This window comes from Enterobacter wuhouensis (assembly GCF_035835995.1).
Lineage (GTDB): Bacteria > Pseudomonadota > Gammaproteobacteria > Enterobacterales > Enterobacteriaceae > Enterobacter > Enterobacter wuhouensis.
Window position 1 is genome coordinate 1552212 of the sequence record NZ_CP142124.1, and the last position, 24406, is coordinate 1576617.

At 58.3% G+C, this 24406-nt stretch carries 19 protein-coding genes; 11 read left to right on the forward strand and 8 right to left on the reverse strand.

Going from position 1 to position 24406, the window contains the following annotated elements:
- Window positions 1-67 precede the first annotated feature (67 nt).
- From VPX56_RS07430 to VPX56_RS07465, 8 genes are all read left to right on the forward strand, one after another.
- On the forward strand, window positions 68-1162 hold the full coding sequence (locus tag VPX56_RS07430) for an HlyD family secretion protein (protein WP_326470835.1): 1095 nt from the start codon (window positions 68-70) through the stop codon (window positions 1160-1162).
- Window positions 1159-2730: a DHA2 family efflux MFS transporter permease subunit gene (locus VPX56_RS07435; protein WP_263611180.1), complete on the forward strand. Its 1572-nt coding sequence runs from the start codon at window positions 1159-1161 to the stop codon at window positions 2728-2730. The genes VPX56_RS07430 and VPX56_RS07435 overlap by 4 nt, the downstream gene beginning before the upstream one ends.
- On the forward strand, window positions 2730-4253 hold the full coding sequence (locus VPX56_RS07440) for an efflux transporter outer membrane subunit (protein WP_326470837.1): 1524 nt from the start codon (window positions 2730-2732) through the stop codon (window positions 4251-4253). The genes VPX56_RS07435 and VPX56_RS07440 overlap by 1 nt, the downstream gene beginning before the upstream one ends.
- 163 nt (window positions 4254-4416) lie before the next feature.
- A complete protein-coding gene (locus VPX56_RS07445; RefSeq protein WP_326470839.1) occupies window positions 4417-4785 on the forward strand; it encodes a hypothetical protein in 369 nt (122 codons plus the stop codon).
- Window positions 4785-5282, forward strand: a complete 498-nt coding sequence (locus tag VPX56_RS07450; protein ID WP_131632952.1) for a YqhG/Tai3 family protein — start codon at window positions 4785-4787, stop codon at window positions 5280-5282. Before VPX56_RS07445 ends, VPX56_RS07450 begins: the two co-directional genes overlap by 1 nt.
- 150 nt (window positions 5283-5432) lie before the next feature.
- Window positions 5433-6809, forward strand: a complete 1377-nt coding sequence (locus VPX56_RS07455; protein ID WP_326470841.1) for a glycoside hydrolase family 1 protein — start codon at window positions 5433-5435, stop codon at window positions 6807-6809.
- A 51-nt stretch (window positions 6810-6860) separates the two neighbouring features.
- Entirely contained in the window at window positions 6861-8183 is a 1323-nt protein-coding gene (locus VPX56_RS07460) for a PTS sugar transporter subunit IIC (protein WP_131632950.1), read from the forward strand.
- 16 nt (window positions 8184-8199) lie between these two features.
- On the forward strand, window positions 8200-8916 hold the full coding sequence (locus VPX56_RS07465) for a GntR family transcriptional regulator (RefSeq protein WP_326470843.1): 717 nt from the start codon (window positions 8200-8202) through the stop codon (window positions 8914-8916).
- On the opposite strand, the gene VPX56_RS07470 is transcribed toward VPX56_RS07465, so the two are convergent.
- Together VPX56_RS07470 and ldtB are read right to left on the reverse strand one after the other, a co-directional pair.
- Window positions 8917-9624 carry a hypothetical protein gene (locus VPX56_RS07470; protein WP_242673386.1) on the reverse strand — a complete coding sequence of 236 codons (708 nt, stop codon included), beginning with the start codon at window positions 9622-9624 and terminating at the stop codon, window positions 8917-8919. It abuts the gene before it with no gap.
- A gap of 337 nt (window positions 9625-9961) precedes the next feature.
- Window positions 9962-10882 (reverse strand): L,D-transpeptidase, encoded by a 921-nt coding sequence (gene ldtB / locus VPX56_RS07475; protein WP_131632947.1) that lies wholly within the window; start codon window positions 10880-10882, stop codon window positions 9962-9964.
- Window positions 10883-11104: 222 nt separating this feature from the next.
- On the opposite strand from ldtB, the gene VPX56_RS07480 reads away from it, so the two are divergent.
- On the forward strand, window positions 11105-12700 hold the full coding sequence (locus VPX56_RS07480) for an ABC-F family ATPase (RefSeq protein WP_131632946.1): 1596 nt from the start codon (window positions 11105-11107) through the stop codon (window positions 12698-12700).
- Between the two features lie 85 nt (window positions 12701-12785).
- Here the strand turns inward: VPX56_RS07480 and VPX56_RS07485 are convergent, their stop codons facing one another.
- Together VPX56_RS07485 and VPX56_RS07490 are read right to left on the reverse strand one after the other, a co-directional pair.
- A complete protein-coding gene (locus VPX56_RS07485; RefSeq protein ID WP_326470847.1) occupies window positions 12786-15149 on the reverse strand; it encodes a glycoside hydrolase family 31 protein in 2364 nt (787 codons plus the stop codon).
- Window positions 15150-15166: 17 nt separating this feature from the next.
- Entirely contained in the window at window positions 15167-16468 is a 1302-nt protein-coding gene (locus VPX56_RS07490; protein ID WP_263611173.1) for an MFS transporter, read from the reverse strand.
- 287 nt (window positions 16469-16755) lie between these two features.
- On the opposite strand from VPX56_RS07490, the gene VPX56_RS07495 reads away from it, so the two are divergent.
- Window positions 16756-17829, forward strand: a complete 1074-nt coding sequence (locus VPX56_RS07495) for a LacI family DNA-binding transcriptional regulator (protein WP_326470849.1) — start codon at window positions 16756-16758, stop codon at window positions 17827-17829.
- Here the strand turns inward: VPX56_RS07495 and VPX56_RS07500 are convergent.
- The 4 genes from VPX56_RS07500 to VPX56_RS07515 form a co-directional block, all read right to left on the reverse strand.
- The gene (locus VPX56_RS07500) at window positions 17826-19082 is read right to left on the reverse strand and encodes a DUF1479 domain-containing protein (RefSeq protein ID WP_131632942.1); all 1257 of its coding nucleotides are present in this window, start codon (window positions 19080-19082) and stop codon (window positions 17826-17828) included. The genes VPX56_RS07495 and VPX56_RS07500 overlap by 4 nt on opposite strands.
- Before the next feature lie 149 nt (window positions 19083-19231).
- On the reverse strand, window positions 19232-20047 hold the full coding sequence (locus tag VPX56_RS07505; RefSeq protein WP_326470852.1) for a Cof-type HAD-IIB family hydrolase: 816 nt from the start codon (window positions 20045-20047) through the stop codon (window positions 19232-19234).
- A gap of 193 nt (window positions 20048-20240) precedes the next feature.
- Window positions 20241-22673 (reverse strand): formate C-acetyltransferase/glycerol dehydratase family glycyl radical enzyme, encoded by a 2433-nt coding sequence (locus VPX56_RS07510; RefSeq protein ID WP_326470854.1) that lies wholly within the window; start codon window positions 22671-22673, stop codon window positions 20241-20243.
- 4 nt (window positions 22674-22677) lie between these two features.
- Entirely contained in the window at window positions 22678-23577 is a 900-nt protein-coding gene (locus tag VPX56_RS07515) for a glycyl-radical enzyme activating protein (RefSeq protein WP_326470856.1), read from the reverse strand.
- Window positions 23578-23705: 128 nt separating this feature from the next.
- Between VPX56_RS07515 and fsa the strand changes: the two genes are divergently transcribed.
- Window positions 23706-24368 carry a fructose-6-phosphate aldolase gene (fsa, locus tag VPX56_RS07520; protein WP_010428983.1) on the forward strand — a complete coding sequence of 221 codons (663 nt, stop codon included), beginning with the start codon at window positions 23706-23708 and terminating at the stop codon, window positions 24366-24368.
- The last annotated feature ends 38 nt before the right edge of the window (window positions 24369-24406 follow it).

The window sequence follows — 24406 nt, forward strand, 5'->3', positions numbered from 1 at the left end:
AGCAACGTCCTAGCTTTAGTGAACGGCATAGTGTGATGCCGCTCACTGACAGGACCGTTGCTGAACTATGGCTGAAGATCAATCCCCGCCTGCTGACGAGCAGGAGAACAACAATAACGCGCGCAAGCGTCCGGGCAAAAAACCGTTAATTATCCTCGGCATCGTCGTGGTGGTAATGGTCGTCGTGGCGTTAGTCTGGTGGTTTTTAACCCGTAACGAAGAGACGACCGACGACGCCTTTACCGACGGCGACGTGGTGACCATTGCTCCCAAAGCGGCAGGCTATGTAACCGAGCTGCGCGTGCGTGACAACCAGCGCGTGAAGAAGGGCGACCTGCTGGTGGTTATCGATCCCCGCGATAACGCTGCCCAGCGCGATCAGGCCCAGGCCCAGCTGGGGCTGGCGGTTGCTCAGCTCCACCAGGCGCAGGCGCAGCTGGCGCTCTCGAAGGTGCAATACCCCGCCCAGCGTGACGAAGCCAAAGCGCAGGTGCTAAAAGCCCAGGCCGATATGGCTAACGCGCAGGCCGAGTACCGCCGCCAGCGCGGCGTCGACCCGCGCGCGACTACGCAGCAAAGTATCGATTCCGCCAATGCCCAGCTGCGCAGCGCCCAGGCCGGTCTGGCCAGCGCGCAGGCGCAGCTTGAGGTGGCGGAGCAGGTTCAGCTGCAGATCCGCCAGCAGGAGACGAACGTTGAAGCCCGCGAACGGCAGGTCGATCAGGCTAAAGCGCAGCTCGAAACCGCGAACCTGAACCTCGCTTATACCGAAGTCCGCGCCCCGTTCGACGGCTTTGTCACCAAACGCAACGTCCAGCCCGGCACGCTGGTGCAGGCGGGATCGGCGCTGTTCTCGCTGGTTTCCCCGAACGTGTGGGTCGTGGCGAACTTTAAAGAGTCGCAGCTTGAACGCATGAAGCCGGGCAACAAGGTGACGGTATCCGTGGATGCCTGGCCGGATATGGAGCTTGAAGGCCATATCGACAGCATCCAGCAGGGCAGCGGCTCGCGCTTCTCCGCGTTCCCGTCGGAAAACGCCACCGGCAACTTTGTCAAAATCGTTCAGCGCGTGCCGGTGAAAATCGTGATTGACAAAGGTCTGGACCCGAACAGGCCGCTGCCGCTGGGGCTGTCGGTTGAGCCGAAGGTCACGCTCGAATGACGGACCACAGCCACGACAGCTGGAAGCCTGCCAGCAACCCGTGGGCGGTGGCGATCGTGGTGACGCTGGCGGTGTTTATGGAAATACTGGACACCACCATCGTCAACGTGGCGCTGCCGCACGTGGCGGGATCGCTCTCGGCCAGCTACGACGAATCCACCTGGGTACTGACCAGCTACCTGGTGGCGAACGGCATCGTATTGCCTATCTCCGCCTTCCTGAGCCGGCTGTTTGGCCGCAAGCAGTTCTTCCTGATCTGCATCGTGATGTTCACCATCTGCTCGTTCCTGTGCGGCATCGCCACCGAGCTGTGGCAGATCATCCTGTTTCGCGTGATGCAGGGCTTCTTCGGCGGCGGGCTGCAGCCCACGCAGCAGTCGGTGCTGCTCGATTACTTCAAGCCCGAAGACAGGGGCAAAGCCTTTGGCCTCTCGTCGATTGCCATTATCGTTGCGCCGGTCCTCGGGCCAACCCTGGGCGGCTGGATCACCGATAACTACTCCTGGCGCTGGGTGTTTTTCATCAACATTCCCGTGGGGATTGTGACGGTGCTGGCGATCTACCAGCTGCTGGAAGATCCGCCGTGGGAGAGCAAATCTAAAGAGAAGCTCTCCGTCGACTGGACGGGGATTGGTTTTATCGCCCTCGGTCTGGGCTGCCTGCAGGTGATGCTTGACCGCGGGGAAGACGAGGACTGGTTTAACTCTGACTTTACCCGCATCTTCGCCGTGTTGACGCTTATCGGCATTGTCGGCGCGATTTACTGGCTGCTGTACGCCAAAAAGCCGGTGGTGGATCTGCACTGCATGAAGGATCGGAACTTCGCCATTTCCAGCCTGTTAATGGCAGGGATGGCGATGATCCTCTACGGCAGCTCGGTGGTGATCCCCCAGCTGGCGCAGCAGGATTTAGGCTATACCGCCACCTGGTCCGGGCTGGTGCTTTCGCCCGGGGCGGTGCTGATTGTGTTGACCATTCCGCTGGTGCTGAAGCTGATGCCGGTGGTGCAGACGCGCTGGATCATCGCCTTTGGCTTTACCTGCCTGGCGGTGTCGTTCTTCTGGTCCCGCACGCTGACGCCGGATATCGACTTCGAAACGCTGGTGCTGTTCCGCAGCGCGCAGTCGATTGGGCTGGGGTTCCTGTTTGTGCCGCTGACCACCATCGCCTTTATCTCGATCCCGAGGCGGCTGAACGCCGACGCGGCGGCGCTGTTTACCATGTTCCGCAACGTGGCCGGGTCGATTGGGATTTCGCTCTCGACGGCGGCCATCACCGAGCGATCGCAGGCGCACAGCGCCCATCTGGCCTACCACGCCTCGCCGTTTAACGAGCAGTTCCAGCTGGCGATACGCGAGAGCGCCCAGGCGATCCAGAACTTTACCACCCAGGTGGGCGACCCCACCGGCATCGCCACCGGGCGCATGTACCAGACGATGATCGAGCAGTCGCGCTTCCTGGCCTACATCGACGTGTTCACCCTTCTGAGCGCGGTGGCCTTTTTACTGATTCCGTTTTGTTTGTTGCTCTCGCCGGTTAAGAGCGAGGGGAGTGCAGGAGCACACTGATGATACACAGACGTTTACACCCCCTGATGATAATGATGCTGCTGGTGGGCTGCGCCGTGGGGCCGGACTATCAGCAGCCCGCACCACCGGCCGTCACGCACTGGAACGACAGGGGCGACGGCGAGGTGAAGTCGAAAACCACCTCCGGCGCGACCAACCCGCGCTGGTGGAAAACCTTCGGCTCGCCGCAGCTCGATAGCCTGGTGGAGCGCGCCATCGCCGGGAATTTGTCCCTGCAGCAAACGGTGCTGCGCATCGCCGGGGCGCGTGAGCAGATTAACCAGGCGGGCGGCGCGTTTTTCCCGTCGGTGAACGGCAATCTGCAGGCGACGCGCCAGCAGCTCGGGCTGGAAGGGGAGCTAAAATCCCACGGCGTTTACGACCAGCTGGATAACGTCGATCCGCAGCTGCGGGGCGCGCTTGGGCCGCTGACGCAGCCGATAAACCTCTACCAGGGCAGCTTCGACGCCCAGTGGGAAATCGACCTGTGGGGCAAGGTGCGCCGTCAGGTGGAGGCCGCCGAAGCGCAGCAGAAGGCGGCGATAGAGCAGCGTAACGACGCGCTGGTGTCGCTGGAAGCCGAAGTGGCGCGCGCGTGGCTGCAGCTGCGCGGGGCGCAGAGCATTATCGCCACCCTGAATACCCAGATTGAAAGCGCGCAGCAGACGCTGGATCTCACGGAAAGCCGCCAGCGCGGCGGGCTGTCCCCTCAGATGGACGTGGAAAATGCCCGGGCGCAGCTGGGCAATCTTGAAGCGCAGCTGCCGCAGTATCAGGCGCAGGAGCGGCAGGCGATGAACGGCCTGGCGATCCTGCTCGGCAAGCCGCCGGGCGCGCTGGATGCAGAATTGCAATCCGCGCAGCCGATGCCCGCGCTGCCGGATATCGTGCAAACGGGCATTCCGTCGACATTGGCGCGCCGTCGTCCGGACGTGCGCGAAGCCGAGGCGAACCTCCATGCCGCCACCGCGCAGATTGGCGTATCGGTGGCGGAGCTGTTCCCGAGCTTTACGCTTTCCGGGCAGTTCGGCCTGCGCAACAGCGAGTCGAACTGGCTGACCGACTGGAGCAGCCATTTCTACAGCTTCGGCCCGCAGGTCTCCATTCCCATCTTCCAGGGCGGCCGTCTGGTCTCCAGCGTCAAGGTGGTGCGCGCGCAGCAGGGCGCGGCGGTGCTGGACTATCGGCAGACCGTGCTGACGGCGCTCGGGGATGTGGAAAATGCGCTGGTGAGCTATCGCACCGACCAGCAGCGTGAAGCGGGCCTCGCGAAGACCATCGATGCGCTGCAAAACGCCTTTGACCTGGCGAGCGATAGCTACAGACAGGGGATCGCCAGCTTTATCGACGTGCTGGACGCCCAGCGTCAGCTGGCGCAGGCTCAGCAGCAGCGCGCGCAGGCGCAGGTGCAAAGCGCGCTCGATCTGGTGGCGCTGTACAAGGCGCTCGGGGGCGGCTGGGAGCCGTATCAGCGAGTACAGCTGCCGGACTACAAGGTCTTTGGGGAAGCCCCGCGCGGGTAATCAGCTAACGGCGATGACTCTGGCCGGATCCGCACAGCGAATCCGGTCTTTTTATTGGGCGAGAACTTAATATTTTGACCGGAAAATTTAAGCATTTTTTAGCCAACATCAGCTTTATGGCTGGCACCATAATTTCGTTCTTACTTACTTAAGGGAACTAAGAATGAGTTGGAATAAAGATGTTGCTGTTTCACACCTCCGGTCACACGCTCTTGGTCGTTCGCATAACGAATGCGCGACTTTTACCAGAGAGGCTATAGCGGCAGGCGGCATTCGACTGGAGAGAACGCTAAACGCCAAAGATTACGTGCCAGCATTGCTGCGTGCGGGATTTCGTGAAGTCCCGCCGGGTTCAACCTTATTGAGCGGTGATGTCGCAGTGATCCAACCCTATCCGGGAGGAAACGCCAGTGGACATATGACAATGTATGATGGGACGCAATGGATCTCCGATTTCCGACAGCGCAGCATGTACCCTGGCCCAGGGTATCGCGCGGCTCAACCGACTTTCAAAACATACAGGATGAATTGATGCGAGCCGCAATGGTGTTATGCGCATGTTTGCTCTCAGCTTGCGCAGTTAAGCCGGATCAGAGCGCGCCGACGCGAGTACATTCTTTTTACGCCACGTATCTGATGTCTCTTACAAGTAGCGACAATGAATATACGCCGTCTGACCTGCGCGAATATGTCTCTGCTGACACGATCAAGAGACTGAATGATATAGACTCGATACCCGAACAAGACCTGCTGGGATCGGATTACTTTGCTTATGCGCAGGACTATGATCCATCCTGGGTGTCGGCGCTACATGTCGGTCCAGCCAAATCGTTTATGGGGGGTGAGGTTATGCCCGTCTGGATTGGGAGAGAAAACGGTGGAAAAGTAGAGCTGCAGGTATTCGTTCGTCGTGAGGCTGGCGCATGGAAGATATACAGGGTTCGTGATGTCACCGACAACTATGAGCACCCCATATTCAATGCCGGAGCAATTGCCCAGGCAAAAGTTGCGGCCCAAAGCGGGCTTTAAACATTGAACAGGAACGTAGCCTCGGCAACAGCCGGGGCTTTTTATTTCTATCAATCTCACAAAAAACGATCCTCCTCTTTGATCGAAATTTCATCTTCGCCTATATGACTAGTCATGAAATTTAAATGACTAGTCATATAGGGAGCGACCATGAACAAATCATTGCCAGCCAACTTTTTATGGGGCAACTCGGTGTCCAGCATGCAGACGGAAGGGGCCTGGAACGAGGGGGGGAAGGGGATGTCGGTCTATGACATTCGCGAAGCCGGGGAGAATATCTCGGACTGGAAGGTGGCAACCGACTCTTACCACCGCTACCGGGAAGATTTCGACCTGATGCAGGATCTCGGCATGAATTGCTACCGCTTCCAGATCTCCTGGAGCCGCGTCTGCCCGCAGGGTGACGGCGAGTTCAATGACGAAGGCATCGCGTTTTACGACCGCTTTATCGACGATCTCATCGCCCGCGGCATTGAGCCGATGGTCTGCCTGTACCATTTCGATATGCCGCTGGCGCTGGCGCAGGAGTATAACGGCTTCAACGACCGCCGCGTAATGGACGCCTTTATTCGCTACGGCAAAAAGATGATCGACTGCTTTGGCGACCGCGTGAAGTACTGGCTGACCTTCAACGAGCAGAACATCTTCCATATGCCGGAAGCGTTCCGCATTTCGGGCTACATGAAAGGCGAGAAAACCCTGCGCGAACTGTACGAGCTGCAGCACCATACGATGGTGGCGCACATGGCGCTTACCGAATACCTGCACCAGACCAAACCGGGCCAGCTGATGGGCGGTATGCTGGCGCACCAGCTGATCTACCCGGCCACCTGCAAACCGCGCGATATCTTCTGCGCCCAGCAGTACGACGAATTCCTTAATCAGAACCTGCTGCGCGTCTTTGCCGGCCAGGGCTACAGCCCGGCGGTGATGGCGGTGGTTGAACAGGAAGGCTTTGACGATATCTACCGCGCCGAAGATCTTGCCCTGCTTGCGCGCACCAAAAACGATTACATGGCCTTCAGCTATTACGCCAGCAAAACGCTGGACAGCGATGCCATCCCTGAAGGCACGCCGGTGAACGATTACCTGCTGCACGGCGAGAAAAACAACCCGTACCTGAAAGCTACCGAGTGGAACTGGCAGATCGATCCGCTGGGCTTCCGCACCATCATCACCCGCTACGCCAACGACTGGCGTCTGCCGGTATTCCCGATTGAAAACGGCATCGGGGTGATTGAGTCCTGGGACGGCGTGAACCCGATAGAGGATACCTACCGCATTGACTATCATCGGGCGCACATTGATGCCATGAAACAGGCGATGTTCGAGGACGGAGCGGAGGTGATCGGCTATCTCGGCTGGGGGTTGATCGACATTCTTAGCTCACAGGGCGACATGCGTAAGCGCTACGGCGTGGTCTATGTCAACCGTGAGAACCACGACCTGAAAGACCTGAAGCGCGTGCCGAAGAAAAGCTACGCGTGGTTAAAACAGGTTATCCATACCAACGGACGCGAGATGTAAGCCGTACGCTGCCGGGCCGTTTTTGTGACTGATTGATGGGAACTATCCGCTATGTCTGAAGCAAAAATAACACCGCACATGCAGTCCTTCGTCGATAAATTTGTTGAGTTTTCAGCGCGCCTGGCTAATCAGGTGCACCTTCGCTCCCTGCGCGACGCCTTTGCGACGGTGATGCCGATTTTCATCCTCGCCGGTCTGGCGGTGCTGGTGAACAACGTGGTGTTTCCGTGGATTTTTGAGGGCGACACGCTTGCACAGTTTAAGGTGTGGGGCGAGGCGATTATCAACGGCACGCTGAACATCGCCGCGCTCCTGCTGGCGCCGATGATTGCCTGGTCGCTGGCGCGCAACAAAGATTTCGACAATCCGGTCTCGGCAGTGGTTATCGCCGTGAGCAGTTTTATCATCATGATGCCGATGCGCCTGCAGCTCACGCCCGTCGGCGGTGAGGCTACGGTGAACGTCACGCAGGTGCTGACGTTTGCCAATATCGGCTCCACCGGCATTTTTGCCGGGGTGCTGATCGGCCTCCTTTCCACGGAACTGTTTATCGCCATTTCGCGCCTGAAGGCGCTGCACATTTCGCTCGGGGAAAACGTGCCCCCGGCGGTCAGCAAATCCTTTACCGCGCTGATCCCGACTATCCTCACGCTCTCTCTGTTTGCGGTACTGGCGGCCGTGCTGGCAAACGTGCTGCATACTGATCTGATCCATCTTATTACGACCTTTATCCAGCAGCCGCTGCGGCTAATCAACACCAGCCTGCCGGGGACGATTTTTATCTACAGCTTCGGTAACTTCCTGTTCACGCTCGGTATTCACCAGTCGGTGGTGAACAGCGTGGTGCTGGAACCGTTCCTGCTGATCAACACCAACGAGAACATGCTCGCCTTTGCCAACGGCCAGCCGATCCCGCATATCATCAACAACATCTTTGTGCCGACGTTCGGCATGGTGGGGGGCACCGGCAGCACGATCTCGTTGCTCATTGCCATCTTTATCTTCTCGCGGCAAAAATCGGCAAAACAGGTGGCGCGCCTGTCGCTGGCGCCTGGCCTGTTCAACATCAACGAGCCGGTTATTTTTGGCCTGCCGATTGTCTTTAACCTGCCGCTGATGATCCCGTTTGTGCTGCTGCCCGCCATCGGCATTTACGTCGCCTGGCTTTGCACCACGCTGGGGTTGATGTCGCGCTGCGTGGTGATGATCCCCTGGACAACGCCGCCGATCCTGAGCGCATGGCTGGCAACGGCGGGGGACTGGCGCGCGGTGGTCGTGCAGTTGGCAATCATTGTTTTTGGTGTATTCTTCTACCTGCCTTTCCTCAAGATTGCCGAGCGAGTGGCGTTGAAAAACAGCGGGATAGAAAACTAATCATAAGGGAAGGACGATGGCGGCGAAGTACATCACCATAGCGCGGGAAATTAAAAAACGCATCATCACCCAGCAGTACGCCGCCAATGAACCGCTGCCGGACCAGTTTGCGCTGGCGGCGGAGTTCAGCACCAGTCGGATGACCATTCAGCAGGCCATGCGCCAGCTGATTGTCGAAGGGCTGGTCTATACCCGTCAGGGGCAGGGCACGTTCATACGCAAAAACTTCCTGCAGCTTTCGCAGTGGGATCTCTCCGGCAGCGACTACTTTGGCGCAACTAAAACCTGGGAGCATCTTGGCAAGGTAACCAGCCAGGTAGTGCATTTTGAACTGCGCTTCCCTAACGAGAAAGAGCAGGCATCGCTGATGATCAACGCCGATGCGCCCATCTATGACTTTATTCGTTTGCGCCTGTTAAACGGTGAGCCGATGTCGCTGGATTCAACGGTCATGCCGCTGAACCTGGTGCCGGGCCTGAATAAAACGCATCTTGAAAGCTCGGTGTTCAGGTACGTGCAGGAGACGCTGGGGCTGAAAATCATGGGCTCTTATCGGGTCGTGAGAGCGCTAAAGCCGAATACGCTGGACATGCAGCATCTGGTTTGCGAAGAAAGCGATCCGGTGCTGGAGGTGGAGCAGGTGATCTATCTGGAAGATGGCACACCGCTGGAGTATGCCCACTGTCACTACCGTTACGACCACGGGGGGATTGTGATCGTCAATAACGGTTAATCAGGCGCAGGTTTCGAAATAGCTGTCGGTGTCTTTGATATAAAGATCGTTCTGACACAGGTGCTGAATCTGCCCCGGCTTAAACGTGAAGCGAATTTTCTGTAGCAGAGAGCGCTTTATTTTGCTGGTATTAGCGCGAGATAATCCGTAGTCATGAATGATTTCATGAACATAGCGAATGCTCTGGGCCGACACATAGACAGGCGTTTTCGTTAACTGAATTAATTTGCTGATCCAAATGTCGTCCGCGCGCGGACAAACCTTCAGAAAATCCTCATTGAAGTGAAAATATTCCGGGATCATCTTTTTCTTAAGCACCACGCCGCCAAGGCCGGTGATGATGTAATCCTGTTCGACCACCTTCGGTGCGGTGATGAGCGGGAAATTGCGGTAAGTATCAAGAAGTTCTTTTTTCTTCTTTACCGTTTTACGCACGCGGGCAGCAACCACATATTCCTGATTATGGCGATAAAAATCATCCAGCAGGGTTTCCGCCCACACTTCGTTATAAATGGCATCATCGTCAGCGTAGATCAGGATATCGTCTTCTGCCGCAGCCTGCAGTGCCGGGAATAACTTGCGGTAAGGGCCGGTATTTTTGACCCATTTAAAAACCAGGTTGGTGCCGGTCAGTCGAATTTTCTCAACCCATTCCGGCTCTTCAGTGATGCCTTCATCGCTGAGGTAAGGCGTGCTGGATACCCACACAACAATTTGATCGACCTTTTTACTCTGATTCGCAAGTGACCACACTGTTTGCGAACAGAGATAAAGGCGTGATTTTGTTGTTGTTAAGTTAATGCTGATCATCGAACTATGCGGCTCCAGGAAGATTAAAAATCTCGATAAATACAGAAAAAACTGATTTTTCGAGATTGCGCATCATAACACTTAGTCAAAATGATGTAACCCCGCCCGCATAGCAGAAAATGGCTGGAGTCGGATTAATAGCAATTTATGCATTTAGGCACAGAAGGGGTGTGGCTTTAAAAAAAAAGACCCCGACAGGTCGGGGTCTCATGATTTAACGCTATTTGTGTCGCGATCAGTTCAGGCGCACCGGCATACCCGAGCGGTTCTGAACGGCCTGATCGACAACGGTGGTTTCAACGTCAGCCTGGGAAGTTACAGCCTGCACTGCGCTGGTCAGGGTGACTGGAACGATTTCATTGTTGTTGATCTGGTCTTCGCTGGTGGACAGCGGGTTGTGCACTTCGATGTAGCGGCTACCGTCTGGTTCAGAGGTCGCTTTCACCGGTTCGTTGATGAACTGGACGCGCGTACCGACCGGCACGTTATCGAACAGGAACTTGATGTCTTCGTTACGCAGACGTACGCAGCCGTGGCTTACGCGCAGGCCGATACCGAAGTTGGCGTTGGTACCGTGGATGGCGTACAGACGGCCAATGTACAGCGCGTACAGGCCCATTGGGTTATCCGGGCCTGCTGGCACAACGGCTGGCAGCGGTTCGCCCGCCGCGATGTATTCCGCGTGCATTTTGGCGGTAGGGGTCCAGGTTGGGCCCGCTTTCTTACGCTCAACCTTGGTAGTCCAGTTCAGCGGGGTATCTTTACCCAGCTGACCGATGCCGATTGGCAGCACGATCACGGTATTGGTGCCTTTCGGGTAGTAATACAGGCGCATTTCGGCGCTGTTGATCACGATACCTTCATGGACGGTGTCCGGCAGGATCAGCTGCTGTGGAATGTTGAGCACGGTACCGGCTTTTGGCAGGTACGGGTCAACGCCCGGGTTGGCTTCCAGCATGTTGGACAGGCCGAGCTGATATTGCGCAGCAAAATATTCCAGCGGCTGGGAGTTGCCTTCCGGCACGATCACTACCTGGTTTTGACCCACCAGACGGCTTCCGTCTGTCGGCAGGGGATACGTCACCGCTGAAGCGGTCTTACAAAAACCTACTACGGCTAACGCTGCCGCAAAAAGCGTTGTTAATTTCATGTTCATGTTTTGCGAGGTATCTAAGCCATTCAGGCGATGAGTTGATAAGTCTGAATCTGTGATGGGAGCGCATTATATGTGCATTCCCGCTAACAGGGAATTCAGATGTGTACGAAATCACACTTTTTTCGCTTTTGTTAAATTTTAGTGCATTACTGCAACACGGGATCTCAATTCGGAATTGTGGCATAATGCCGTGTTTATCACACTTTTCGCAGGAATCTCCCCGTGTTAGTTACCAGCAACGTCACTATGCAGTTTGGCAGTAAGCCGCTGTTCGAAAATATTTCCGTCAAATTTGGCGGCGGCAACCGTTACGGCCTGATTGGTGCCAACGGTAGCGGCAAATCCACCTTTATGAAGATCCTCGGCGGCGATTTAGAGCCGACGCTTGGCAACGTGTCGCTCGATCCGAACGAGCGCATCGGTAAGCTGCGTCAGGATCAGTTCGCCTTCGAAGAGTTCACGGTGCTTGATACGGTGATCATGGGGCATGGGGAACTGTGGGAAGTGAAGCAGGAGCGCGACCGTATCTATGCGCTTGCCGAAATGAGCGAAGAGGACGGCTACAAAGTGGCCGATCTGGAGACGCAGTACGGCGAGATGGACGGTTACTCCGCCGAAGCGCGCGCGGGCGAGCTGCTGCTGGGCGTGGGCATTCCTGTTGAACAACATTACGGCCCGATGAGCGAAGTCGCGCCAGGCTGGAAGCTGCGTGTGCTGCTGGCGCAGGCGCTGTTCTCTAACCCGGACATCCTGCTGCTCGACGAACCGACGAACAACCTGGACATCGACACCATCCGCTGGCTGGAGCAGACGCTGAACGACCGCGACAGCACCATGATCATCATCTCGCACGACCGTCACTTCCTGAACATGGTCTGTACGCACATGGCGGATCTGGACTACGGCGAGCTGCGCGTTTATCCGGGCAACTACGACGAGTACATGACGGCGGCCACCCAGGCGCGTGAACGTCTGCTGGCGGATAACGCCAAGAAGAAAGCGCAGATTGCTGACCTGCAGTCCTTCGTCAGCCGCTTCAGCGCCAACGCCTCTAAGTCGCGTCAGGCGACCTCGCGTGCGCGTCAGATCGACAAAATCAAGCTGGACGAAGTTAAAGCCTCCAGCCGTCAGAACCCGTTCATCCGCTTCGAGCAGGACAAAAAGCTGTTCCGTAACGCGCTGGAAGTGGAAGCCCTGGCAAAAGGTTTTGAGAACGGCCCGCTGTTCCAGAAATTCAACCTGCTGCTGGAAGTGGGCGAGAAGATTGCCATCCTCGGTGCCAACGGCGTGGGTAAATCCACCCTGCTGAAAACCCTGGTTGGCGAGCTGCAGCCGGACAACGGCACCGTGAAGTGGTCTGAAAACGCGCAGATTGGCTATTACGCGCAGGATCATGAATACGAGTTCGAAAACGACCTCACCGTCTTCGACTGGATGAGCCAGTGGAAGCAGGACGGCGACGACGAACAGGCAGTGCGCAGCATTCTGGGCCGTCTGCTGTTCAGCCAGGACGACATCAAAAAGCCGGCTAAAGTGCTCTCCGGTGGTGAGAAGGGCCGCATGCTGTTCGGCAAGCTGATGATGGAAAAACCGAATATCCTGGTGATGGACGAACCGACTAACCACCTGGACATGGAGTCTATCGAATCCCTGAACATGGCGCTGGAGATGTATCAGGGCACCCTGATCTTCGTCTCTCACGACCGTGAGTTCGTCAGCTCGCTGGCGACCCGCGTGATCGAAATTACGCCAGAGCGCGTGGTGGACTTCACCGGTAATTACGAAGATTATCTGCGCAGTAAAGGTATCGACGGCTAAAAAAAAGCCGGGTGGCGGCTTCGCCTTACCCGGCCTACGTTCTATCCCCTCTCCCTGTGGGAGAGGGTGAGGGCATCAGGCCGCACTACACCACCCACTCGCCCCCTTCAACCCCGTTCACCAGCAGCGTACGTTTTTCCCCTACAGGCAGCGACACCTTCAGCGCTTTCCACGCCGGACGATAATCCCCGCGCGCGTTCACCTTCAGGTTGATGGTTGCGCCGTCGCACACCATGTCCCATTCCACCCACAGCGCATTGCCGTTCTGATAGCCCCAGCTTTCGCCGTCGTCTTCAAACAGCATGCCCGAGGTTGTCCCGACGCCCTTCACCGGGAACAGCTTCAGCTCGCGGGTATTGTCTTTTTCAGCGGACACGTGGGTAATGCGCTCGCTCAGCGGCAGACCGGCACCGGCGCGCACCAGCAGCGGCAGTTTCTCCAGCGGCGCGTCGAGAACGATCGACTGGCCGCCCGCATACCACGCGTGGGTGTAAAAATCGTACCAGCCGGTGGCGTTATCCGGCAGCCAGACGCGGCGCTCGCGCTGCCCGGCTTCGACCACGCTGGCCACCAGCAGATCGCGGCCCAGCAGGAAATCATCGCACTCCTCAAACGTCTGCGCATCGTGCTCGTGGTCGAGGAAGGTCGGGCGGAGCATCGGCTCGTCGTCGGCATGCGCCTGCCAGAGCAGGGTGTAGAGATACGGCAGCAGGCGGTAGCGCAGCTCCACCGCGCCGCGAATGGCCGGCGTGACGCCCGGGTACATCCACGGCTCGTTCACGGTGCGGTCGTCGTTCCACGAGTGAATGGTAAAGCGCGGATGCATCACGCCGTTCTGCACCCAGCGAACGAACAGCTCGGCGTCCGGCTTGTCGCCGGAGAAACCGCCGACGTCGTGACCGACGTTGAACAGGCCGGACAGGCTCATGCCCAGCCCCATGCGGATGTTATAGCGCAGGGTGTCCCAGTTGGTGCGGTTGTCGCCGCTCCAGGTCTGGACGTAGCGCTGCATCCCGGCGCAGCCGGAGCGGGAGATCAGGTACGGGCGCTTTTCCGGCGCGAAACGCTGCTGCGCTTCCAGCGAGGCGCGCATCATCAGCAGCGGCATTACCGGGCGAATGTGCTTGATGGCGATCTCCTTGCCGAAGCCAAAGCAGCGCGCTTCTCCGTCCCACACTTCATATTCGTTGTTATCGTTCCAGGTGGAGTCGATGCCCATCTCCAGCAGCTTCGTGGTGACGCCGTTCTGCCACCACTGAACCGTCTGCGGGTTGGTAAAATCGAGGTGCGAGCCTTCGTCATCCCAGAAGCTGGAACGTTCCGGTGCATCGGTTTCTGAATCGCGAATGAACAGGCCGCTTTCCGCCACTTCGCTATAGCGCGGATGATCCTGCAGCAGGCACGGCTTGATGTTGGCCGCAAGCTTTAGCCCAGCGTCGTGGAACGCCTGGCTCATCACCTTCGGCTGCGGCACCTTGTCATAGTTCCAGTTGAAGACGTAGCGCTTGCCGTTGATGGAGGTATAGCCGGAGGAGAGCTGGAACGAGTCGCACGGAATGGCGTGCTCTTCGCACAGGCGGATGAAGTTCATCAGCTGGTTCTGCGCGTCCGGCGCGTCGGTGTAGTGCATGGTCGAGCCGCTGTAGCCCAGGCTCCATTTCGGTCCGAACAGCGTTTTTCCGGTCAGGCGCACGAAGGCTTTGGTGACGTCCAGCACGCGCCTGCCGGTAAACATGTAGTAATCAATATCGCCCGCTTCCGCCTGCCAGCGGCGATAGGCTGTGTGGTAGTTGTCAATTTCGTTGCCCAGGTCCAGCCAGCAGTTGCTCAGGTTGTCGTAGAACAGGCCGTAGCTCACGTCGTCGCGGCGGGTGAGGGTGAACGGGATGTGCTTGTAGAGCGGGTCGGTGCTGGACGCGTTGTAACCCATCGCGTCGAGGTTGCGCATCTCGTAGCGTTTACCGTTGCGCTGCAGATCGCCCGCTTTCTCGCCCAGGCCGTAGAAACGCTCGTCCTTACGACGGCTGAGATAATGCGCCACGCCGTCGCCGTGGGCGTTCAGCAGGTAGGCGCTGGTCGGACGGTCGTTGACCAGCGGCTGCCACTCGCCCGCGTCATTGCGGTAGTGCCACTCCAGCCACAGCGGCTGGTGGATCGTCACGCGCAGCCGTTCGGTTGCCACGGTGAGCGTCTCGCCCTGCTGCGTCAGGGTCCAGGCGGGGCAGGAGAAACCGCTTATGTCGTCACGACGGCGGCCTTCCCAGGGTACGTCTTTTTCCGGCGCGATGCTCCAGGTGCGGTCCAGCGCCAGCTCGCCCTTGCGCTTAATCAGCACGCGGAACAGGTTTTCTTCCAGCACGTACAGGCACAGGCGGTGCTGGCTATCGACCAGCAGTTCCAGATGGTTTGCCGACTGCTTATCTACGGTCCAGTTTTTCAGGGTTTTCATATGCAATACATCCACTATCAGGCGCGCTTGGCGCGGCGTTCAGCAATAAATGCTACCAGGAAGACAGCGCCAATCAGGTCAAAGAAACCCATGGCAATAAAGAGCGGGTTAAAGCCGATTTTGTCGGCGGTCACGCCGATTAACAGCGAGAACAGGAAGCTGGCGATCCACGCCGCCGAGCCGCGCATGCCGTTGACGGTCGCCATCTGGCCTTTGTCGAACGACTCCACGACCAGGGCGCTCAGCATGCAGGAGATGATCTGGTGCCCGAAGCCACCGATGGAGATCAGCACGATGGTGATATACGGGTCGCGGGTAATGGCCACGATGCCCAGCGAGATCATCAGGAACGCGCCCGTCACGGAGCTGGCGACGACCGAGTTAACGCGGGAGCAGCCGAACAGGCGGGTGTACAGACGCGTCAGGTAGCCGCTCGCCACGCTGCCGAGGTCGGCGGCGAGGAACGGCAGCCAGGCAAACATCGCAATCTGCTTCAGGTCCATGCCGTGCTCTTTGGCGAGGTACAGCGGCACCCAGAAGCTCAGCACCGCCCAGGCCGGTTCAGCCATAAAGGCCGGGATGGCGATACCGTAGAAGCGTTTGTTTTTCGAGACGGTTTTCAGCGCGGTCAGGAAGGGCAGCTTCACCGCAGGCGGTTCGTTATCCTGCTTGATAAACGCCAGCTCGTCCTTGCCCAGGTTCGGGTGCTGCTCCGGGTTATGGTAGAACGCCCACCACAGGATCACCCACAGCAGCGCCAGCACGCCGGTAAACATAAACGCGCCCTGCCAGCCGAACGAGGCGTGAGCGAAGTAGATGATAGGCGGGGCCAGCATCGCGCCGATGGAGAAGCCCACGCCCGCCCAGCCTGCGGCAACGGGGCGCTCTGATTTCGGGAACCATTCTCCGATGGTTTTGGCGTTCGCGGGGGTAGCGGCGGCCTCAGAGGCACCCATAAAGAAGCGCAGAATCGCCAGGTGCAGCCAGCTTCCGGCGCCCGCGTGGAAAATACACATCAGCGCCCAGAGCCCGGCGCAGACCATAAAGCCTATCTTCAGGCCGATAACGTCAATCAGCCAGCCGCACAGGGGCTGGAAAATGGTGTAGGCGATCTGGAACGCGCCGACGATCCAGGAGTACTGCTCGGTGGTGATCCCGAGGCTCTCTTTCAGCTCGGGGGCAAGAATGCCTAACGAATTTCGGGTGATGTAGTTAACGGTGACGCCAAGTAAGAACAGCACCAGCACGTACCAGCGCAGGTTCTTGATGACGCGACGGGTTTTGCTTGTCGCAACGGTGTTATTGATGTCCTGACTCATTTTACTCTCCACAAGACGGACGGTAGGGGACGGAGGTTCAGGTGTCACACAGGTTTTTATGGCTTTGATTGTTATCGGTTTTAAAGCTTGAAGTTGCTATACAACTAGTATGGAAGCTGTGTGACAAGTTCACCTTAAGGGAGATTGTGGGAGGGAAATAGTCAATTTTGTGCAAACTTTCTCATTAAGAACGTCAATCCTTTGGCATGATGGCTGCAACGTCAGTTATGAACTGAAAAGCAGGCTATGAAAATTTTTTCATTTCGCAAATGGAGCCAGATCACAAAATGGACAAAAGGCTAAAAATCACTGAAATTGCCGCCCGAACCCAGCTCTCTATCAGCACGGTTTCCCGCGTGCTGGCGGGGAAAGCCAATACCAGTGAAAAAGCGCGCGCAAAGGTGCTGGCCTGCGCGCGGGAGCTGGGCGTGATGGACGGCATGGCGGCAGGGCGTTTGCTGTTGAATAGCCTGGTGGTTTTTGCGCCGCAGCGCGCCTTCGACGAGCGGTCCGACATCTTTTACTACCGCGTGATACAGAGCATCAGTAAAGGTCTCGCATCGCACGAGGTTCGCCTGCGCTACTGCGCGCTGGAGGAGAACGACAGCGACGCGCAGCTGTTTCTGGCGCGCATGAACGAGCCGGATTCCCAGGCCGCCATACTTCTCGGCATTGACGATCCGCATATTCACGATCTGGCGGTGGATCTGGGTAAACCCTGCATGTTGATTAACTGCCGTGACCGACACATGCGCCTGCCTGCGGTTGCCCCCGACCATCGTGCCATTGGTGAGCGTGCGGCGGAATACCTGTTCGAGATGGGACACCGCGAGGTAATGACCGTGCTGTGCCTGCGTCGTTACACCATGGAGCTGCGCCTGTCCGGCGTCCGCGACGCGTGGCGGTCTCATAATCTGAAATTTACCGACAAACGCGATCTGCTGGTGGCGCCGAGCTTTAGCGCGCGTGAAACGGAGCGGATGGTGAACGAATGGCTTGAAAAACAGCAGGGAAAGGACCTGCCGACCGCGTTTCTCGTGGGCGGCGACTTTATGGCGGCGGGCACCATTAGCGCCTTACAAAACCACGGACTGCGCGTCCCGCAGGACGTGTCGGTGATGAGTATTGACGGCTTTAACCTGGCGGCAATCCAGGATGTGCCGTTAACGGCGGTGCACGTTCCGCGCGATGAGCTGGGCACGGAGGCGGTACATATGCTCCAGCAGCGGCTGATGCGCCCGGACGCACCAGTGGGGACGTTACTGCTTAACGGCACGCTGGCCGTACGGGAATCGGTACGGCGGATACGTCAGGGAAAACGACGCACCGCCGTTGAGCGGGAAGGGCTATACGACAGTTAAGCCATGCCCAGCGCGCGCTTGCCGTGGATGTTGAGATCGTTCACGGTAAAGCGGTCCTGCCAGGTTTTTTCGTAGTCTTCACGCGGGAAGTCTCCCGGCGACGCGCCGGTTTCCAGCGCCTCCTTGACCTTTTTCGCGTAGGCGAGGTTTTTCTCGCACATCGGCGCGGCAGGGATATACATCACGTTGCCCCAGCCCTGCTGATTTTCCACCGGCGCGACGGAGTGGATCACATCGCAGTGCCACCACACGGAATCGCCCGCCTCGAGTGCCGGAATGCTGGTCAGCGCCTCGATGAGCAGCGGGTGCCACTTCTCGGAAACCGGCAGCACGCGCCCCGGCGCCACGCCGCACAGCTCGTCTTCCGGCACGTCGTCCAGCAGCGGGCGCAGAAGAATATAGGCCATCGCTTCCGGGATCGGCACCACGTGCAGCAGCCCCTGTCCGGGGATCATGTCCGACAGCGCCGTCCAGCCCTGGAAGGTGCGGAACACCGAGCATTTGGTGGTGTTGTCGACGGTGTACTCTTCCACTTCGGTGCGGTGCGCGGCGTTCCACGGATCGTACTTATCGACGTTGCCGTCAAACACGCGGGCAAAGACCTGCTGATAGGCCGGAAGCAGCCAGCGCTCTAGCGCGCCGGAGTCGGTATGCGCGCCCAGCCCTTTCGAGGTGGTTCCCGGCGCACGGCGGCGGATACGGTCCGGGTAAATCACGCTCACGTCCGGGTCGAACCACTGCTTGCCGTTGCTCTCGAACGTCCATAAACGGTTCAGGAACGACTGCACCTGCGCCATCTCTTCGCTCTGGCGCGCCTGCATCTGCGCCTGCGACCAGTAGATCGGGTAAATCTCCGGGCGGGATGCCGTTAAGGTGCCGAAGAAGTTATCGCCTGGCCCTTTGTACACGTCGTCAAATTTGTTCAGATCGAGGTAGTCGAGCATCGACCGATCCCACGCCAGCGCCTGCTCGCGCGGGAAATGACCTTTAATCACCGCGCAGCCGCGGCGCTTGACCGCCTCGCGCTGAGCGTCGGTGATGGCGCCGTTTTTCACATCCGCAAACGGGATCTCCGGCCAGACGGATTCGCCTTTGTTCTTAAGGGCGTTGATCTCCGCCACGCGGGTGGCAATTTTGTCGCTGAGCTTATCAAACACCGCCTGCACGTCGCCGATCTGCGCGCGCAGCTCACGTTTTAACTGACGGATTGCCGCTTTGGGATCCGCTGGCAAAGTTTCACTGGTAAAGGTCATAACCGCCTCGCATCTTTCATTCGAAAGTAAAAGTGTCTACAAGTGATACTTTAAGTTAAAAATAAGTTAATGCAAGTTTAAAAACTTGACGCAAGCCACAGGACGGAAAAAGAGTGAGAGGCCGGAGCGAGGCTCCGGCGAGGAGAGGATCAGGCGTCGAACGGGGAATGGTTCTCGAGCACGGCCTGAATGACGTTCAGCGCGCCCTGATGGTTGTTGTCGTCGGTGCTGTAGCGGCTGATGTCTTTGATGCTTTCCGCCGCGTTGCCCATCGCAAAGGAGTATTTCACCAGCTTCAGCATCTCGGCATCGTTGCCGCTGTCGCCAATGGCCACGCATTCTTGCGGGGAAATTTTCCAGCGTTTCAGCAGGCGGCTAATGCCGTTGGCCTTATGCAGGCCGGGGATAATCAGATCGACAAAGCCAAAGCCGCTGGTGACCGGCTTCATGATGCCGTCCAGGGAGACGTGAAGTTTATCCACCAGCTTAGGGATATCGCTGTCCGGCAGGTTCAGGGAGAACTTAAACAGCACGTCGTCAATGTCGCGGTAATCGCTGATGCGCTTTAAGCGGTGGTAGTGCTTTGACATCAGCGCCACGAATTCTTCAGGGGCCTGGTCGCTGACGTAGGCGCTCTCCAGCCCGCAGGCCACAAAGTTTAGACCTTTGTCTTTCAGCAGTTCGCCAATGACGATTTGTAACTCATGGCGCGTTAGCTCGCCGTGGAAAATCTGTTCCCCGCGCTCGAACACCAGCGCGCCGTTTTCCGCCACGAAGGAGATCTGCTCTTTCAGCTCCGGAAAGAAGGAGATGAGCTGGTAATACTGGTTGCCGCTGGCGACAACAAATTCAATGTCGCGGGCTTTAAGCTGTTCAAACTGTGCCTGGAAGCGGTCACGATCGTACTGCTTGGCATCATCAAGGAAAGTTCCGTCCATATCGGTGACGATAACTTTAACGGTCATACTGTGCTCCTGGGTCACTGCGTTTTGAAACATTCTAATAACAAGGTGACGGGGAGCACAAATTTAATTTCATTCGAAAGTAAAAACAAAACGGCAACCTGGGTTGCCGTTTTTAGTGTTTTCTCCCTCTCCCCGTGGGAGAGGGCCGGGGTGAGGGCATCAGCGTGCGCATTTCCCCTTAAGGGATAAACCGTTACAGCGTATGCTCAGTACGCGCAATAATATCGTCCTGCGCATCCGGCGACAGGGCGGTGAAGAACGCCGAGTAGCCCGCCACGCGCACCACCAGGTCACGATACTGGTCAGGATGCTTCTTCGCTTCCAGCAGCGTTTCGCGCGACACGATGTTGTACTGAATATGCCAGCCCTTATGCACCTCGAAGAAGGTGCGCAGCAGCACCATCAGCTTCTGGCGATCGCTGTCGTTTTCCAGCGTTGACGGGTTCAGCTTCTGGTTCAGCAGCACGCCGCCGAGAATGGCTTCGGTCGGCAGTTTGCCCACCGAGCCGATTACCGCCGTCGGGCCGAGATGATCCGTACCGGAGGCCGGGCTTGCCCCTTCCGCCAGCGGGGTGTGTGCCTTACGTCCGTCCGGGGTGGCCATTGTCGCCGCGCCAAACGGCACATTTGCGGAAATAGAGGAGGTGCCCGCGTAGTAGTTACCGCCAATCGGGCCGCGGCCATGGCGCGGGTTGTGGTACTGCTTCAGCTCTTCGATGTAGGTCTGATAGGCACGCGTCAGCAGCATGTCCACGCTGTCGTCATCGTTGCCGTACTTCGGCGCGCCGTTGATCAGGCGCTGGCGCAGCTGCTCGTGGGTCAGCCCGTCGAAGTCATCCGCCAGCGCGGCCGCCAGCTGCTGCTGACCGATAGTACCCTGTTCGAACACCAGCTTCTTCACCGCCGCCAGGCTATTGCCGAGGTTGGCGATACCCACCTGCAGGCCGGAGACCCAGTCATACTTCGCGCCGCCCTGCTTGATGCTTTTCGCACGTTCGATGCAGTCGTCCACCAGCGCCGAGCAGAGAATATCGTGGACGTTCTCTTCCAGCATGGTATCCACCACGTACTCAATCTCGATGGATTTGCGGGTGTAGTAGCGGATCTGGCTGTCCCACGCCGCCATCACTTCGTCGAAGTTGTCGAAGTTACCGGCTGAGAGCGCTTTCTCCTGCGGCAGGAACACCTTGCCGCTGGTGGCGTCGCGCCCGCCTTCCAGCGCTGCCAGCATCACGCGGGCGAAGTTGATGAAGCTCATGCCGGTGCAGCGATAGCCCCACTTGCCGCCCACCGCGGTTTCGATACAGCCGATGGCCGCGTAATCGTAGGCATCGTCGCGCTCAACGCCGAGCTTGATGAATTCCGGGATCACGATTTCATCGTTGTTGAACGCGGGCATGCCGAAGCCGCAGCGGATCACCTGCACGCAGGCGTCGAGGAAGTCGTTGCTCATGCCCGCGTGGTAGCGCACGCTCAGGTTCGGCTGGGTGGAGCGCAGGCGACCACAGGATTCCAGAATTGCGTAGGAGAGTGGGTTTACCGCGTCCATTGGCTCACCGTTGACCAGCTTCTGGCCGCCGATGGTGACGTTCTGGTACAGCGGGCTACCGGCGGAAGCCTTGGAGTGAGAGCCGGAGCGGATCTTGTTCACTTCCAGCAGCTTCAGCCAGCAGCTGTGCAGCAGCTCGATGGCGTGTTCGCGATCCAGGCTCTGGTCAAGCTCTACGTCGCGGCGGTAGTACGGATAGAGATACTGGTCCATACGCGCGAAGGAGACGGAGTGGCCGTTGGACTCAATCTGCAGGATCAGCTGAATGAAGTAGCACAGCTGCAGCGCCTGCCAGAAGGTTTTTGGCGGCTCGTGGGCAATGATGTCGCAGTTTTCCGCCATCGCCAGCAGCTCGTCGCGGCGGCTTGCGCGGGTTTCGGTCGCGGCCATCTCGCGCGCCAGATCGGCAAAGCGTTTGATGTGCAGACTCACCGCTTCCAGCACGATATCGATCGCCTTCAGGAACTGGTCGCCGTGCAGGTCTTCCAGCACCGTCAGGTTGATGCGCGAGCGGCGCTCGGCCACTTTGGCGCGCAGGCCGTCGAGACCTTTCTCCAGCACCAGCGGGAAGTTAACGGCCAGGTGCGCGTCGCCGGAGGTCATGTTGCCCTCGGCTTTGATAATGCCGGTTTCCAGCAGGCCTTTCTGCTCGTCGGTGAACATGCCGTAGCAGCGATCCTGCACCGTCTGGCCGCGCCACCACGGGCAGATCTCATGCAGCACGCGCTTGTTCTCTTCGCTCACCGCAAAGCCCGCGCCCGGGCGGTCCGCCAGATCGTCGATCTCTTTCTCAATCCAGGAGACGGTGTATTCCGGGAAAATCGGCGCGGCGCGCACTTCGCTTGCCTGGTTACCGATGATCAGCTCGTCGTGTTTGATCCAGATGGTGCGTTCAGCCAGGTGATGCGCCAGCGCCAGGGCGCGACGCACCGGGATCGGCTTGTCCATGTGCTGCTGATACATTTCGGTGTAATGCTGTGCGCGCTCGGTACAGACCGGTGGCTTAACGATGTGCACCAGGGCCATTTTGTGCGCCTTAATGCGCTCGCTGAGGGTGTTGAGATTCAGGGTTGTCATAGGTTTATCCTCGTAAGGTCGCGGTTAACCCTTTCTGGCAGGCGTACTGCTGCGCGAAGTCCAGCAGGGCAGGGTTATCCAGCGGTTTGTCAGGGGCAGAGTAGGGTTGGCCGAGCAGGGTGTATTTGTTCATGCCCAGCGTGTGATACGGCAGAAAATGAATATCCTCGACGCCGAGTTCGTCGGCGGCGAAGTTGGTGATGGCGGTTATGGACGCTTCATCGGCGTTAAAGCCCTGGATCAGCGGCACGCGGATGGTGATTTTTTTCCCGGCCGCGGCAAGGCGTTTCAGGTTATCCAGGATCCGCTTAGCCGAACCGTCCGTCCACTGCCTGAACACCTCACCGTCGACGTGCTTCAGGTCGGCGAGGAACAGATCGACGTAGGGTAATGACGGCTCGATATAGTGCCACGGCACGTGAAGGCAGGTTTCCACGGCGGTGTGGATCCCCTGTTCGTGGCTGGCCTTAAACAGGGCGTGCGCCAGCTCAGGGTTCATAAACGGCTCGCCGCCGGAGAGGGTAATCCCGCCGCCGCTGCGATCGTAGAAGGGTTTATCGCGCAGCACGGTTGTCATGATCTCCTCGACCTGCTGTTCTTCACCGCAGACGGTGAGCGCCTGCGTCGGGCAGCAGTCGGTAAGGGCAGTGAGCGTCTCCTCATTCAGCTTTTCGCGGTGGATGACCAGCCCGTTCAGCGCGCGTTCGATGCAGCCCGGTGCCGCCTGCTGGCACAGGTCGCAGCCGTCCAGGCACAGGCGCGCATCAAACAGCACGTCCCGGCTGCGGGATCGGCTTTCCGGGTTCTGGCACCAGCGACAGCCCAGCGAGCAGCCTTTCAGGAACACCACGGTTCGAATGCCGGGGCCGTCGTGGGTTGAGTAACGCTGAATATTGAAGATCATGATTTTGCCTCTCATCTTGCATATGAAGATTAAATGACTTTCGAATGAAAGTTATCTTGATGCAGGTCAACTCTTGAGCAGGTTTTGTCGTGATAGGGTAAGTGCAGGCTAATTTTGAGGGTGACATCATGGAACTTTATCTCGACACATCTGACGTTGCGGCAGTCAAAAAGCTGGCGCGTATCTTCCCGCTGGCGGGCGTGACCACTAACCCAAGCATTGTGGCGGCAGGCAAAACGCCGCTGGACGTTTTGCTGCCAGAGCTGCACGACGCGCTGGGCGGTAAAGGTCGTCTGTTCGCTCAGGTGATGGCGACCACCGCCGAAGGGATGGTGGAGGACGCGCGCAAGCTGCGCGCCATCATTAACGACCTAGTAGTGAAAGTACCGGTGACCGCGGAAGGGCTGGCGGCAATCAAGATGCTGAAAGCTGAAGGCATCCCGACGCTGGGCACGGCGGTTTACGGTGCCGCGCAGGGGATGCTCTCCGCGCTGGCGGGAGCGGAATATGTCGCGCCTTACGTTAACCGCGTGGACGCGCAGGGCGGGGACGGTATCCAGACGGTTGTTGAGCTACAGCAGCTGCTGACGCTGCACGCGCCGCAGTCAAAGGTGCTGGCCGCGAGCTTTAAAACGCCGCGTCAGGCGCTGGACTGCCTGCTGGCAGGGTGCGAGTCCATCACGCTGCCGCTGGACGTGGCGCAGCAGTTTATTACCTCTCCGGCCGTGGATGCGGCGATTGTGAAGTTTGAGCAGGACTGGCAGGGAGCGTTTGGAAGGACGTCTATCTAATGCTGTTGCCGGGTGGCGCTCACGCTTACCCGGCCTAC